The 13,865-nt window shown below is 70.8% G+C and carries 16 protein-coding genes; 8 read left to right on the forward strand and 8 right to left on the reverse strand.

Annotated elements, in window-relative coordinates; genetic code table 11:
• Positions 1-96 precede the first annotated feature (96 nt).
• On the forward strand, positions 97-1,074 hold the full coding sequence (locus tag ACFPLC_RS00895) for an Lrp/AsnC family transcriptional regulator (protein ID WP_378196777.1): 978 nt from the start codon (positions 97-99) through the stop codon (positions 1,072-1,074).
• Here ACFPLC_RS00895 and ACFPLC_RS00900 read toward each other — a convergent pair.
• Genes ACFPLC_RS00900 through ACFPLC_RS00910 form a run of 3 tightly spaced genes read right to left on the reverse strand, consistent with a single transcriptional unit; the run spans position 1,049 to position 2,099 of the window.
• Positions 1,049-1,417 carry a barstar family protein gene (locus tag ACFPLC_RS00900; protein WP_191307530.1) on the reverse strand — a complete coding sequence of 123 codons (369 nt, stop codon included), beginning with the start codon at positions 1,415-1,417 and terminating at the stop codon, positions 1,049-1,051. The two genes, ACFPLC_RS00895 and ACFPLC_RS00900, sit on opposite strands and share 26 nt — an antisense overlap.
• Positions 1,414-1,887 (reverse strand): guanyl-specific ribonuclease, encoded by a 474-nt coding sequence (locus ACFPLC_RS00905; RefSeq protein ID WP_378196781.1) that lies wholly within the window; start codon positions 1,885-1,887, stop codon positions 1,414-1,416. The genes ACFPLC_RS00900 and ACFPLC_RS00905 overlap by 4 nt, the downstream gene beginning before the upstream one ends.
• An 11-nt stretch (positions 1,888-1,898) precedes the next feature.
• A complete protein-coding gene (locus ACFPLC_RS00910; protein ID WP_378196784.1) occupies positions 1,899-2,099 on the reverse strand; it encodes a hypothetical protein in 201 nt (66 codons plus the stop codon).
• Positions 2,100-2,158: 59 nt separating this feature from the next.
• Between ACFPLC_RS00910 and ACFPLC_RS00915 the strand changes: the two genes are divergently transcribed.
• The 3 genes from ACFPLC_RS00915 (at position 2,159) to ACFPLC_RS00925 (ending at position 5,832) form a co-directional block, all read left to right on the forward strand.
• Entirely contained in the window at positions 2,159-3,124 is a 966-nt protein-coding gene (locus ACFPLC_RS00915) for a quinone oxidoreductase family protein (protein WP_378196787.1), read from the forward strand.
• Between the two features lie 137 nt (positions 3,125-3,261).
• On the forward strand, positions 3,262-4,305 hold the full coding sequence (locus tag ACFPLC_RS00920) for an alpha/beta fold hydrolase (RefSeq protein ID WP_378196789.1): 1,044 nt from the start codon (positions 3,262-3,264) through the stop codon (positions 4,303-4,305).
• A gap of 90 nt (positions 4,306-4,395) precedes the next feature.
• On the forward strand, positions 4,396-5,832 hold the full coding sequence (locus tag ACFPLC_RS00925) for an amino acid permease (RefSeq protein ID WP_378196792.1): 1,437 nt from the start codon (positions 4,396-4,398) through the stop codon (positions 5,830-5,832).
• Here the strand turns inward: ACFPLC_RS00925 and ACFPLC_RS00930 are convergent.
• The 3 genes from ACFPLC_RS00930 to ACFPLC_RS00940 are packed head-to-tail and all read right to left on the reverse strand — an operon-like array spanning position 5,829 to position 7,812.
• The gene (locus tag ACFPLC_RS00930; RefSeq protein ID WP_378235650.1) at positions 5,829-6,878 is read right to left on the reverse strand and encodes an NAD(P)H-dependent flavin oxidoreductase; all 1,050 of its coding nucleotides are present in this window, start codon (positions 6,876-6,878) and stop codon (positions 5,829-5,831) included. The genes ACFPLC_RS00925 and ACFPLC_RS00930 overlap by 4 nt on opposite strands.
• 17 nt (positions 6,879-6,895) lie before the next feature.
• Positions 6,896-7,252, reverse strand: a complete 357-nt coding sequence (locus ACFPLC_RS00935) for a nuclear transport factor 2 family protein (RefSeq protein WP_378196797.1) — start codon at positions 7,250-7,252, stop codon at positions 6,896-6,898.
• A gap of 50 nt (positions 7,253-7,302) precedes the next feature.
• A complete protein-coding gene (locus ACFPLC_RS00940; protein WP_378196800.1) occupies positions 7,303-7,812 on the reverse strand; it encodes a MarR family winged helix-turn-helix transcriptional regulator in 510 nt (169 codons plus the stop codon).
• Between the two features lie 108 nt (positions 7,813-7,920).
• Here ACFPLC_RS00940 and ACFPLC_RS00945 point away from each other — a divergent pair, with 108 nt between their 5' ends.
• From ACFPLC_RS00945 to ACFPLC_RS00960, 4 genes are read left to right on the forward strand one after another with little or no spacing between them, the layout of a single operon-like run.
• Positions 7,921-9,693 (forward strand): family 20 glycosylhydrolase, encoded by a 1,773-nt coding sequence (locus ACFPLC_RS00945; RefSeq protein WP_378196803.1) that lies wholly within the window; start codon positions 7,921-7,923, stop codon positions 9,691-9,693.
• A 52-nt stretch (positions 9,694-9,745) separates the two neighbouring features.
• On the forward strand, positions 9,746-10,168 hold the full coding sequence (locus ACFPLC_RS00950; RefSeq protein WP_378196806.1) for a histidine triad (HIT) protein: 423 nt from the start codon (positions 9,746-9,748) through the stop codon (positions 10,166-10,168).
• Positions 10,169-10,209: 41 nt separating this feature from the next.
• Positions 10,210-10,656 (forward strand): pyridoxamine 5'-phosphate oxidase family protein, encoded by a 447-nt coding sequence (locus tag ACFPLC_RS00955; protein ID WP_191307550.1) that lies wholly within the window; start codon positions 10,210-10,212, stop codon positions 10,654-10,656.
• Positions 10,657-10,682: 26 nt separating this feature from the next.
• On the forward strand, positions 10,683-11,261 hold the full coding sequence (locus tag ACFPLC_RS00960) for a PH domain-containing protein (protein WP_378196810.1): 579 nt from the start codon (positions 10,683-10,685) through the stop codon (positions 11,259-11,261).
• Positions 11,262-11,275: 14 nt separating this feature from the next.
• Here ACFPLC_RS00960 and ACFPLC_RS00965 read toward each other — a convergent pair whose 3' ends face one another.
• Positions 11,276-11,845 carry a Uma2 family endonuclease gene (locus ACFPLC_RS00965; RefSeq protein ID WP_378196813.1) on the reverse strand — a complete coding sequence of 190 codons (570 nt, stop codon included), beginning with the start codon at positions 11,843-11,845 and terminating at the stop codon, positions 11,276-11,278.
• Between the two features lie 132 nt (positions 11,846-11,977).
• On the reverse strand, positions 11,978-13,816 hold the full coding sequence (lepA, locus tag ACFPLC_RS00970; protein ID WP_378196816.1) for a translation elongation factor 4: 1,839 nt from the start codon (positions 13,814-13,816) through the stop codon (positions 11,978-11,980).
• Positions 13,817-13,865: the final 49 nt, after the last annotated feature.

The following is a 13,865-nucleotide window of genomic DNA, read 5'->3' on the forward strand; positions in this document are numbered from 1 at the left end:
TCCTCTCGTATGCCCCGAAAGGTGCCTGCGCAACGCTGATCGCCACCAGGAAAGTCGACAAAACCGCCGGATACCGTCATCACCTACGCTGCGGACATGGAAACCGTCACGCTCGACGACGTCGACCGCGGCCTGCTCCACGCGCTGCAGCTCGACGGCCGGGCGCCGATGCGCGCACTCGGCCGGGTGCTCGGCGTTTCGGAGAACACCGTCGCCCGGCGCTACCAGCGGCTGCGGACCGCCGGGGTGCTCAAGGTCACCGGCGCGGTCAGCGGCGGCGAAGCCGGCTACACGACGTGGACCCTGCGCCTGCGCACGACACCCGACGCCGGCGCCGCCGTCGCGGACGCGCTGGCCGACCGGCCCGACGTCTCGTGGGTGCACCTGCTCTCGGGCGGCACCGAGATCTCCTGCACGGTCCACGCCCCCGACACGGCGGGGCGCGACGACCTGCTGCTGCGCAAGCTGCCGCGCGCCCACCGGGTGACCGCCGTTTCGGCGCACGAACTGCTGCACACGTTCGCGCTGCCGGACAGCTGGGGCGGGCTGCACTGCCTGTCCCCCGGCCAGGTCGAGCAGCTGCGCCCGCCGGAACCGGACGGCCCCGGCCTCCCACCGGAATCCGGAGACCAGCCGCTCCTCGACGCGCTGGCCCACGACGGCCGGACGAGCTACGCCGCGCTGGCCCGGGCGACGGGGTGGTCCGACTCGGCGGTGCGGCGCCGGATGGACCTGCTGCGACGGCACGGCACGCTGACCTACCACCTCGACGTTTCCCCGGCCCGCCTCGGGTTCCGCTCCGAAACGCGGCTGTGGCTGGCCGTCGCCCCCGCGCACCTCGCCGAGGCGGGCGAGGCGCTGGCGAGCCACCCCGAGACGTCGTTCGCCGTCGCCACCACCGGCACGACGAACCTCACGGCGATGGTGAACTGCCGCGACGGCCGCGACCTCTACCGCTACCTCACCGATCGCGTCGCCGGGATCCGCGGCGTGCACACCGTCGAGAGCGCGCCGGTGATCCGCACGGTCAAGCGCGCGGGGACGCCGCTCAGGCGTCCGGCAGCACGACCGTGAGCCGCCAGGAGCCGGCGCTGCGGCCGCTCGGGCCGAGTGCCCGCTGCGCGTCCGACAGGACGCTGCGGATGGCCAGGTACGTCTTGGGTTCGGCCTTGCGCAACGCGTCCGAGCCCGGCCAGATCAGCACGTGTTCCCCCGGCGGCAACCACGACAGGTCGGTCAGGCAGTCGTAGAGCGCGTCGAGGTTGTGCCCGAAGTGGTCCGGAAAGGACAGTGCCTCGGCGAAGGCGGCGAGCGTGCCGGCCTTGTCGACGGTCGGCCGCGAGTTCACCAGGTGGGGGTAGGCACCCCGGGCGAACGCCTCTTCCGCGGCGGCCTTCGCCGCGTCGCCGGCGCTCATCGGGCCGGGTCCACGACGACGAACGACGCGTAGTGGTCGCCGGTGTAGTACAGCTCGTGCGCCTGCCCGGTGATCAGCCGCCGGGCGCCGCGGTCGGCGCTGCCCGGGGTCTTCACCGTGTACTCGTGGTAGTAGCCGGACTTCTTGCCGGGCAATCTCTTCTCGCGGTTCTCGAAGACGACGTCGTCGTTGCGCGGGTAGGGGTACGGGCCGCCGGCCTCGATCAGCTTCCACGTGTCCGTGGCCTGCGGTGGCAGCGTGGAAAGCGCCTTCACCGGCAGCCCGGAGTCCGCGCCCGGCACGGCGGCGCCGCCCTTGGCGGGGGTGCTGCTCTTCGCGGGCGCGCTCGCCGACGTGCTCGGCGCGGGGCTCGACGAGCCGCCGCCGAGGTTGTCCTTGACCAGCCAGCCCCCCAGCACCAGCACGAGGAGCCCGATCAGCGCGGCGGTGATCCGCCTTCGGTTGAACATGGTGCGCGAGCCTATGCCGAGGGGCCGGAGTCGTCGTCACGCCCCGGAGCCAGCCGGTGGGCGAAGAGCCCGACGAGCTTGTCGAGTACCCACGCGGCGGCCAGGCACAGCGGCACGACGACCACCATGACCAGCACGAACTGCACCGGGAACCAGGCTTGGGCGAGCCACAGCTCGACCCCGTCCCACCAGTCGGCAAGCCCGTTGAACACGGTGTGAGCCTACGCGCGCCCTGCTGCCGCCGCGTGCCAGGGGCGGTACGTTGCAGGACATGTTCGCCGTGTACGCGCAGGAACCCAACGCCGACAGCCCGCTGGACTCGCTCGTCGTGGGCGAGCGTCCCGAACCCGAAGTGCCCGACGGCTGGGTCCGCGTGCACGTCAAGGCGGCCAGCCTCAACATGCACGACCTCTGGACGCTGCGCGGTGTCGGGATCAAGCCGGAGCAGTTCCCGATGATCCTCGGCTGCGACGGCGCCGGCACCCTCGACGACGGCTCCGAGGTGGTCATCCACTCGGTGATCAACGCGCCGGGCTGGCAGGGCGACGACACCCTCGACCCGAAGCGCACGCTGCTCACCGAGAAGCACCAGGGCACCTTCGCCGACCAGGTCGTCGTGCCCGCCCGCAACGTCGTCCCGAAGCCCCCGGCGCTCAGCTTCGCCGAAGCCGCCACCATGGGCACGGCCTGGCTGACCGCCTACCGGATGCTCTTCGTGAAGTCCGGCCTGCGCCCGGGGCAGACGATGCTCGTGCAGGGCGCCTCCGGCGGCGTCTCGACGGCGCTGGTCCAGCTCGGCCGCGCGGCCGGGTTCCGGGTCTGGGTCACCGGCCGGACCGAGGAGAAGCGCGCCCTCGCCACCGGCCTCGGCGCCCACCAGGCGTTCGAACCCGGCGCGCGGCTGCCCGAGCGCGTCGACGCCGTGTTCGAGACCGTCGGCAAGGCGACCTGGTCGCACTCGGTCAAATCGCTCAAGCCGGGTGGGATCATCGTGGTCTCGGGGTCGACCAGCGGCCCGGACGCGCACGCGGAGCTGCAGCGCGTCTTCTTCCTCCAGCTGCGCGTCGCCGGCTCGACCATGGGCACCCGCGACGAGCTCGCCGACCTGCTCTCCTACCTCGACCTGACCGGCGTCCGGCCGCAGATCGGCGCGAAACTTTCCTTTTCCGACGCCCCCAAGGGCTTCCAGGCGATGCTCGAGGGAGACACCGCCGGCAAGATCGTCTTCACCCGCTAGACCACCGCTGAGCTGGGCGGATCGGCTTGTTCCGCCCGGCTCGGCATTCGGTGAATCTCCAACGTGCTCAGTTCGAGATCTGGTTGTTAGCCCCGGAAATCGACCGGAATCCCCTGTCTGCCAGGTAATCTTGGAGGATGACCGCGACGAAGCGGCCCACTCCGGCTGGACCGGACGGCCGGCCCAGCAGCGACCCGGACCCGATCCGGGTCTCCTTCCGGCGCTACGCCGGCGTCCGCACCCGGGTGCTCGAAGTCGGCGTCCCCGAACCGGAGCAGCCGGCGCCGCGCCGCTCGCTGCGCCGCCGGGCGGCGACCCCGCACGTCAAGCCGTCCGCACCGAGGCTGGTGCTCCTGCACGGCTACTGCGACAGCGCCGACACCTGGCGCCCCGCCCTGGAGCAGCTCGCGGCCGCCGGAATCCCGGCGGTCGCGGTCGATCTGCCGGGTTTCGGCGACGCCCAGCCGCTGCGGCCGGGCCCGATGCTGCCGCAGCTCGACGCGTTCACCACCGCCGTCGTCCGCGAACAGGCCGTCCTCGGCTCGGTCGTGCTGGCCGGGAACTCCCTCGGCGGCACCATGAGCCTGCGCGCGGCCCAGAACAGCCGGCTGCCGATCTCCGGCGTCGTGTCCATCGCCGCGCCGGGCTTCGTCGACTCGTGGCTGATCCGCGCGGTGGCGCGCTACCCCCTGCCGCTGAGGCTGTACTCGTCCCTGCCGGTCCCGGTGCCGGGGTTCCTCGTGCGCAAGGTCGCCGAGCAGCTCGTCCCGCGGCTGCTGTACGCCGACTCGAGCGTGGCCGACGCCGTGCAGGTGCAGCGCTTCACCGCGCTCTTCCCGGACTACCGGGCGACCAAGAGCCGGCTGGAGGAGGCCCGGCAGCTCGTCGCCGAGCTCGCCGACGCCTACCGCCTCGACTCGGTCGAGGTCCCGCTGCTGGTCGTCGCGTGCGGCAAGGACAAGCTCGTCACCGCGGCGTCCGGGCGGCAGCTGCACACGCTGGTGCCCCACAGCCGGCTGCTCGTGCGCGAGGACTGGGGGCACTGCCCGCAGCTCGACGACCCGGTGGAGGTCGCGGAGCTGCTCACCTACTTCGCGGCGAGCGCGGTCCGGACCACCCAGGCCAAGCGGGCCGCGGCGACGGCGTCGGAGGCCGTGAGCGAAGACACCGCGGCGGGCTGAGCGGCTCACACTGTCTTCACCTCGAGTTGGCGGTAGGTTCCCGCGAGGGCCCGTGATCCGGGCTCTCCACCGACCGTTCGGGAGACGATGATGTCCGCTCCAGCAGGTGCCGGCTCCGGCATCTTCCGGCGCAAGCCGATCGACCAGATCCAGGACCCGACCGAAAGCGGCGGCCTGCAACGCACCCTGGGCCTGTGGCAGCTGACCGCCATCGGCATCGGCGGCATCATCGGCGCCGGGATCTTCGCCCTCGCCGGCAGCGTCGCGCACGGCGACGACGCGGCGGGCATCCCCGGCGTCGGGCCGGCCGTGCTCATCTCGTTCCTCATCGCCGGGGTCGCCAGCGCGGCCGCCGCGTTCTCCTACGCGGAGTTCGCCGGCCTCATCCCGAAGGCCGGCTCCGCCTACACCTACGGCTACGCGGTGCTCGGCGAGATCGTCGGCTGGTTCATCGGCTGGGACCTGCTGCTGGAGTACACCGCGATCGTGGCGGTGGTGGCCATCGGCATCTCGGGCTACTTCAACTTCCTGCTCGGCCAGATCGGCCTCGACCTGCCCGCGTGGATGCTCGGCGCGCCCGGCACCGGGCCGGGCCACAAGGTCGACCTGTTCGCCGCGCTGCTGTGCCTGCTGATCGCGTTCCTGCTCAACCGCGGCATCCGCAGTGCCGCCCGGTTCGAGACGGCGATGGTCGGGATCAAGGTCCTGATCGTGCTGGTGGTCATCCTCGTCGGCTTCTTCTACGTCAAGACCGGCAACTACACGCCGTTCGCACCCGCGGGCTTCGGCGGCGCGGTGACCGGCGCGGCGACGGTGTTCTTCGCCGTCTTCGGCTACGACGCCATGAGCACCGCGGCGGAGGAGTCCAAAGACGCGCAGCGGCACATGCCGAAGGCGATCCTGTACTCGCTGGCCATCTCGATGGTGCTGTACGTGCTGGCCTGCCTGGTGCTGACCGGCATGCAGAAGTACACCGAGATCGACCCGAAGAGCGGGTTCTCGACGGCGTTCAAGTCGGTCGGCCTCGACGGGCTGGCCACGGTGATCGCGATCGGCGCGATCGTCGGCATCCTCACCGTGCTGTTCACGTTCCTGATGGGCGCCACCCGCGTCGGCTACTCGATGAGCCGCGACGGCCTGCTGCCGCCGTGGCTGGGCAAGACGAACCCGGCGCGGCAGGTGCCGAGCCGGATGACGTGGATCCTCGGGGGCGCGGCGGCGATCATCGCCGGGGTGCTGCCGATCGGCGAGGCCGCCGAGCTGACGAACATCGGCATCCTGCTCGCGTTCGTCGTCGTCTGCGTCGCGGTGATCGTGCTGCGCTACAAGCAGCCGGACCTGCCGCGGACGTTCAAGACGCCGGGCATGCCGGTGGTGCCCGCGATCGGCGTCGTGTTCTCGATCTGGCTGATCACGTTCCTGCAGCCGGCGACCTGGATCCGGTTCGGGGTCTGGTTCCTCCTCGGCCTGGCTGTCTACTTCCTCTACAGCCGTCGGCACTCGGTGCTGAACCGCACCGACGGCTAGCGGATCCGGTCGAGGCGCGCGGCGGCTTCGCGCGCCTCGACCTTCAGCCGCTCGATGATCACGGCGGCCGAGGCGTCGTAGGCGAGCGGGTAGGTCTGGCCTGCCCACAGCGAGATCGCCTCGGGGTCGCCCGCCTTCGCCGACGCCTTGCGCACCGGGCCCGCCAGGTGGTTGAGCTGCGGGTACGCGGCCGGAGCGCCCTCGGACAGGGCGTCCATGAACTTGTTGACCAGGCCCCGCGCCGGGCGGCCGCTGAAGGCGCGGGTGAACGCCGTCTCGCACTCGGCGAGGGCGAGCGCCTTGCGGTGGGCCTCGGACGTCCCGGCCTCGTCGGCGCGCAGGAAGACGGTGCCCAGCTGGGCGGCCACGGCTCCGGCGGCGAGCACGGCCGCGACGTCGGCCCCGTGCACCAGGCCCCCGGCGGCGATCAGCGGCAGGTCGACCCGGGCGGCGACGAGCCGCAGGAGCGCGAGGACGCCGTATTCGGCGCCGCCGCCGGGCCGGCGCGGGTCGTCGGTGAACAGGCTCCGGTGCCCACCCGCCTCGAAGCCCTGCAGGACGAGCGCGTCGGCGCCGAGGTCGGCGGCCCGGTGGGCGGCCTCGGGCGTGGTCACCGTGATGACGATCGTGCTGCCTGCTTCCTTGAGGCGCAGGATTTCCGACGGGGACGGCGGCCCGAAGGTGAACGACACCACGGGGACACGCTTCTCGAGCACGACGTCCAGCTTCGCGGGATAGGCGTCGTCATCCCACTTCGGTTCGCCGAGTTCGACGTCGTACTCGCGGGCGAACGCCTCCAGCCGGGTCTGGTGGTCCGAGACGTCGGCGCCCGTGTCGGGCTGGGGGACGAAGAGGTTGACGCCGAACTCGCCGTCGGTCAGCTCCCGCGTGCGGTCGATCTGGGCCGCCAGCGCCGCGGGCGTGAGCATGCCGGCGGAGAGGAAGCCGTACCCGCCGGCCTCGGTCACCGCGGCGACCAGCTCCGGAGTGGTGGGACCGCCCGCCATCGGCGCGGCGACGACCGGGAACGTCAGCTCGTCGAACATGCCACCGAGCGTAGTACTCAGGCGGGGAGCAGCATCGTGTAGAGCTTCTTGATCAGGCCGTCCTCGACGAGCGCGATGTCGATCCCCCGCACGACCGGCGGCCCGCCGTCCGGGCCGAGCGCCCAGGCGAGGTGCCCGAGGTCGTGGTTGACCAGGACCGGGCCCGCGGGCGTGAAGGCGAACCCCGGGGACTGGTCCAGCAGCCCCTTCGCCTTGGCGTTCAGGCTTTCGCGCCCGGTCACGGTGCCCTCGGGATCGGCGAACTCGACGTCCGGCGCGTACGTCTCGGCGATCGCCTTCGCCCGCCGCTCGTCGTCGCGCTCGTTGAACACCCTGAGCAAGTTGGCTTCCATCAGCTCGGCCACTGTCGCCATGCCGCACCCTCCTAGGTCTGCCACCATATTACGTGACATGTCACGTAAACTCAGGGGTGGTCGTCCGGGCGCGGCAGGGTGCCCTGCTCGACCAGGGTGTCGTAGACCCGGTCGAGCAAGGTCGTCAGCTGCGCCAGCTCGGCGGGCTCGAGGGCGTCGAGGAACGCCCGCCGCACGAACCCGACGTGGTCCGGCGCGGCCTGCCGCAACGCCTCCCAGCCGGCTTCGGACAGCGCGACCGCGGTGACCCGGCGGTCCTCGGCGGCCGTTCCGGTCTCGACCAGCCCGCGGTCGCGCATCCGCTTCAGGTGGTGCGACAGCCGGCTGCGCTCCCAGCCGATCCGGACCGCGAGGTCGGTGACCCGCATCCGGCCACCGGCCGCACTGGTCAGCGCGACCAGCACGTGGTAGTCGGCCAGCGACAGCCCGCTGTCCGCGCGCAGCTGCCGGTTCAGCTCGTACTCCAGGCGGAGGTGCACCTTCATGTAGGCGTACCAGGCGGCCGTCTCGGCGCTCGACAGCAGCGCGAACGGCGACCCCGGTGCGAAGTCCCGCGTCACCGCGCGAGCTTAACCACCCAGACTGGTCTAGACCACGGCCGCCGGAAATGCGACGATCCCGGCAGGCGCGACGGCGAGGTCGCGCCCTTCCCGCCAGGAGGTCCCCCGGTGAAGCCTTCCTTCGCGCGGCGGCTCGGCCGCGCGCTCGCCGTGCTGGCCCTGATCGGCGCCAGTACGGCAGCCACCCACCTGACGCCGGCCGCCGCGGCCACGCCGGCGCTGCAGTCGATCGTGCCGGTGCCGGTCTCGGTGACCCCGGCGGCCGGCGTGGCGTTCCCGCTGGTCGCCACCACGAAGATCGTCACCGAAGCGGGTTCGGCACCCGCGCGGCAGGTGGGTGACTACCTGGCCGGCGTGCTGCGGCCCTCGACCGGCTTCGCGCTGCCGGTGTCCGACGCGCCCGCCTCCGTGCCGTCCGACAGCATCGCGCTGCTGCTCAGCGGCGCACCCGCGACCGTCGGCGAGCAGGGCTACCAGCTGGTGTCGACGGCGTCGTCGGTCACCGTGCGGGCCACCACCGCGGACGGGCTGTTCGCCGGGGTTCAGACGTTGCGGCAACTGCTGCCGGGCCGGGTCGAAAGCGCCTCGGCGCAGCCCGGGCCGTGGAGCATCCCGGGCGCGACGATCCTCGACTACCCGCGCTTCGCCTACCGCGGCGCGATGCTCGACGTCGCGCGGCACTTCCACCCGGTGCCGACGGTCAAGAGGTACCTCGACCAGCTGGCCCAGTACAAGATCAACCACCTCCACCTTCACCTGGCGGACGACCAGGGCTGGCGCATCCAGATCGACAGCTGGCCCCGCCTGACGACCTACGGCGGCAGCACCCAGGTCGGCGGCGGCGCGGGCGGCTATTACACGAAGGCGCAGTACACGGACATCGTGAACTACGCGGCTTCCCGCCACATCACGATCATCCCGGAGATCGACATGCCGGGACACGTGAACGCGGCCCTGGCGTCGTACGCGGAGCTGAACTGCAACGGGGTGGCGCCCGCCCTGCGCACGGACACCGCGGTCGGCTACAGCTCGCTGTGCATCTCGAAGGACATCACCTACACGTTCGTCGCCGACGTCCTGCGCGAACTGGCGGCCCTGACCCCGGGCCCGTACCTGCACATCGGCGGCGACGAGGCTTCGGCGACTTCGCAGGCGGACTACCTGACGTTCATGAACAAGGTCCTCCCCCTGGTGGCGGCGACGGGCAAGTCGGTGATCGGCTGGCACGACATCGCCAAGGCCACCCTGCCGGCTTCGGCGTCGCCGCAGTTCTGGGGAACTTCGACGTCGGACGCGGGGGTGTCGACGGCGGTTTCCCGCGGCAGCAAGGTGATCCTCTCGCCGGCGAACAAGGCGTACCTGGACATGAAGTACAACAGCTCGACGCCCATCGGGTTGTCGTGGGCGGGGTACATCGAGGTCCAGGACGCGTACAACTGGAACCCGGGAGCGTATCTGTCGGGTGTGGGCGAGTCGGCGGTCCGCGGCGTGGAGTCTCCACTGTGGACAGAAACGGTGGTGACCCCGTCGGACATCGACTACCTGGCCTTCCCGCGCTTGGGCGCGTACGCGGAGCTGGGTTGGTCCCCGTGGTCGGCGCACGACTGGACGGCCTTCCGGACGCGGCTGGGCGCCCAGGCCCCGCGCTGGGTGGCGCAGGGCATCAACTTCTACCGGTCTTCGCAGGTGGCGTGGGACACGGGCGGGACGACGAACCCGGGCACGTGCGCGGACCCGGCGTGGAGCGCCACACAGGTGTACACGGGCGGGAACGTGGTGTCCCACAACGGCCACAAGTGGACGGCGAAGTGGTGGACGCAGGGCGAGGAGCCGGGAACGACGGGCCAGTGGGGCGTGTGGACCGACAACGGCGCTTGCTGAGGTGAACGGGCAGGCCCGCCCGCGCGGCGGGCCTGCCGGTTAGCCTGAAGCCATGCCGGAAGCGTGCGTGATCTGCGCCAAGCACCGGGGTGCCGGGCCGCTGGTGAGCCCCGTGGTGTGGGCTAGCGACCTGGTCGTCGTCACGCACCGGCCCGGCGACTTTCCCGGGTACCTCTTCGTCGAGACCCGGCGGCACGTCGCGAACCTCGATGGGCTCACCGAAGCCGAAGCCATGGCGGTCGCGCGGGCCGCCTGGGCAGGTGCCCGGGCGCTGCGGGCCGAACTGGATCCGGAGTCCGTGCACGCCGCCATCGCCGGGCGCGGCTTGGCCGGGGCGCACTTCCACCAGCACGTTTTCGTGCGGCACCGGGGTACTCCCGCCGAGCTCGGGTGGATGGACGTCGACTGGCCCGGCGCGCCTCGCGAGGACGTCGGCCTCCTGTGCGGACGGTTGTCACCGTACTTCGGCCGGTGAACATCGGACATCCAGGACGTCAGGCGGGCTAGGTTGGGCACATGACCGCTGATCTGGAGCAGGTTCGCACGCTGTCGCTGCAAGAGCACGGCCTCGCCACCGTCGCCACGACGCGCGCCGACGGCACCGTGCACGCCTCCGTCGTCAACGCCGGTGTCTTCGACGATCCGGTGACCGGTGCCCCGGGTGTCGCGTACGTCGCCGTCGGCAAGGCGCACAAGCTCGCCTTGCTGCGGCGGGCCGGGCACGCCACCGTGACCTTCCGGCGCGGCTGGAACTGGCTCTCCGTGACCGGTGCCGTGCACCTCGTCGGCCCCGACGATCCCGATCCCGCCTTCGACCCCGCCGGCCTGCCGCAGCTGCTGCGTGACGTCTTCATCGCCGCCACCGGCACCCACGACGACTGGGCCGAGTACGACCGCGTGATGGCCGAAGAGCGGCGGGTCGCGGTGTTCATCCGGGCAGACCGGATAATCGGCAATCCCTGACCCCGCCGGCCCCAGGAGTCGTCCCGTTGTCCGAGTCACCGCCTCGCGTCACGACGCCGGTCAAGGTCCTCCTCGGCTTGCTCGCCGTCGCCGACGCCGGGTTCGGTGCGGCGCTCGCCACCGGGCTCGTGCGCGGCCTCTCGCCGTGGCTGATCGGCGGCGCCTACGCGGCGACCGTGCTCGCCGCGGTGGCGGCCTACCGCGTCTCCCGGGCCCGCGACCTCAAGCGCGGCTTCGAGAGCCTGCGCGACCTCACCATCGGCGACGAAGGCCTCCGCCTGCCCGCGGGCACGCTCAGCACGCGCCTGGTCCCCTGGCCGGAGATCGCCGAGGTGAGTGTCCGCCGCTCGGCTCGCTTCGGCGACGGCTACCTGCGCGACGCCCTCTGGGTCGACCTGGTCACCGGCGGAGGTGTCGAGAGCTCGGTGCAGCGCTACGCGCCGCGCAGCAAGCTCCAGCCTGCGCCACCCGACCGGCGGCAGTTCGAGCAGACCGCGGTCCTTCCCCCGGCCCTGTTCGACGCCGTGCTCGACCGGCTCCGGAAGGAACTACGCCACCGGCAGCTGCACGCCCAGCTGCGTGGCACCCGCTTCCGGCAGGACTGACCCAGCGGCCGGGCTCAGCCGATCCGGCCCAGCAGCTCCCGTGGCACGATCCGCACCGGGAAGGGCCGCTCGAGCTCGACCGGCTCGTCGCCCGCCGCCTTGGCCACCTGCTGGTAGTGGCCGTCTCCGTCCAGCTCGAACACCGTCAGCGCCGGCTCGGCCGGTTCGATCACCCAGTAGCTGTGGGTCCCGAGTCGTTCGTAGACCGCCTTCTTCGTGTTGAGGTCGTGGATCGCCGTGCTGGGCGACAACACTTCGACGGCGAGCACCGGCGGCACCGGGAGGTCCTTGTCGGTGAAGTCTTCGTCCCGGCCGACCAGGACGTCCGGCTGTAGCTCGATCTTGTCACCAGAATGCACAGCGAACGGCGCGACGAGCACGTCGTACTCCGCCGGGCACGCGTCCTCGAGAACCCTCGCGAGCTTCAATACGATCTTCTGGTGTCTTCGGCCGGGTGCGGGGCTCACGATGAGCACCCCGTCGATGAGTTCGTAACGTCGGCCATCCTCCGGCATCCCCTCGAGGTCGTGCACCGTCAGGGGGCCCGAATCGGCGGGGTGCTCGATGTCAGCCATGACCGTCATGGTGCTCTCCTTTCGCTCTTCGCACCAGAGGAAACCAGACAGCACCGACAGAAACCACGTCGAACACGGGTTCGGCGCCCATATTCACGCCATCGCGCGAATATGGGCGCAACTGTCACATCAACAGAACAGTTACTTCTTCTTTCCGGAGTCCTCAGTGGACAGTGCGGCGACGAAAGCCTCCTGCGGAACCTCGACCCGGCCGACGGTCTTCATCCGCTTCTTGCCTTCCTTCTGCTTTTCCAGCAGCTTCCGCTTCCGCGAGATGTCACCGCCGTAGCACTTGGCCAGCACGTCCTTGCGGATCGCGCGGATCGTCTCGCGCGCGATGATCCGGGACCCGACCGCCGCCTGGATCGGGACCTCGAACTGCTGGCGCGGGATCAGTTCGCGCAGCCGCGTCGCCATCCGGTTGCCGTAGCCGTAGGCCGCGTCCTTGTGCACGATCGCCGAAAACGCGTCCACGGTTTCGCCCTGCAGCAGGATGTCCACCTTGACGAGGTCCGCAATCTGCTCGCCGGCCTCTTCGTAATCGAGAGACGCGTAGCCGCGCGTACGCGACTTCAGCGTGTCGAAGAAGTCGAAGATGATTTCCGCCAGCGGAATGTTGTAGCGCAGCTCGACGCGGTCCTCGGAGAGGTAGTCCATGCCGAGCAGGCTGCCGCGCTTCGTCTGGCACAGTTCCATGATCGTGCCGACGAACTCCGACGGCGCGAGAATGCTGACCTTCGACACCGGCTCGTGCACTTCGGCGATCTTCAGCCCGGACGGCCAGTCCGACGGGTTGGTCACGACCACCTCGCTGCGATCCTCCAGCACCACGCGGTAGATCACGTTCGGCGCCGTCGAGATCAGGTCGAGGCCGAACTCGCGCTCGAGCCGGTCGCGGGTGATCTCCAGGTGCAGCAGGCCGAGGAAGCCGCAGCGGAAGCCGAAGCCCAGCGCCACCGACGTCTCCGGCTCGTAGTCCAGGGCGGCGTCGTTGAGCTGGAGCTTGTCCAGCGCCTCGCGCAGCTCGGGGTAGTCCGAACCGTCGACCGGGTACAGGCCGGAGTAGACCATCGGCTTCGGCTCGCGGTAGCCCGCCAGCGCCTCCTTGGCGCCGTGGCGCTCCGACGTCACGGTGTCGCCGACCTTCGACTGGCGGACGTCCTTCACGCCGGTGATCAGGTAGCCGACCTCGCCGACGCCGAGGCCCTTGCTGGGCTTGGGCTCCGGCGAGATGATCCCGACTTCCAGGAGCTCATGCGTGGCGCCGGTGGACATCATCTTGATCTTTTCGCGCGGCGTGATCTTGCCGTCGACGACGCGGATGTAGGTCACGACGCCGCGGTAGGTGTCGTACACCGAGTCGAAGATCATCGCGCGGGCGGGCGCGTCGGCGTCGCCCTGCGGCGCCGGGACCTGCTTGACCACCTCGTCCAGCAGCTCGCCGACGCCCGTGCCGGTCTTGGCCGAGACCCGCAGCACGTCCTCGGGCTCGCAGCCGATGATGTGGGCGAGCTCACCCGCGTACTTGTCGGGGTCGGCCGAGGGCAGGTCGATCTTGTTCAGCACCGGGATGATCTGGAGGTTGTTCTCCAGCGCCAGGTACAGGTTGGCCAGCGTCTGGGCCTCGATCCCCTGCGCCGCGTCGACCAGCAGGATCGCGCCTTCGCACGCCTCGAGGGCCCGGGAGACCTCGTAGGTGAAGTCCACGTGGCCGGGCGTGTCGATCATGTGCAGGACGTGGTCCTGCCCGTCGACCTTCCAGGGCAGCCGGACGTTCTGCGCCTTGATCGTGATGCCGCGCTCGCGCTCGATGTCCATCCGGTCGAGGTACTGGGCCCGCATGGCGCGCTCTTCGACGACGCCGGTGAGCTGCAGCATGCGGTCGGCCAGGGTCGACTTGCCGTGGTCGATGTGCGCGATGATGCAGAAGTTCCGGATGAGCTCCGGCGGCGTGAAGGTGGTGTCGGCGAACGTCGTCACTCGAATGAGTCCTCGGAAAGTCGGGGATGGCCACCTCTATGTTCCCATG

The organism is Amycolatopsis plumensis, assembly GCF_042652605.1.
GTDB classification, from domain to species: domain Bacteria; phylum Actinomycetota; class Actinomycetes; order Mycobacteriales; family Pseudonocardiaceae; genus Amycolatopsis; species Amycolatopsis plumensis.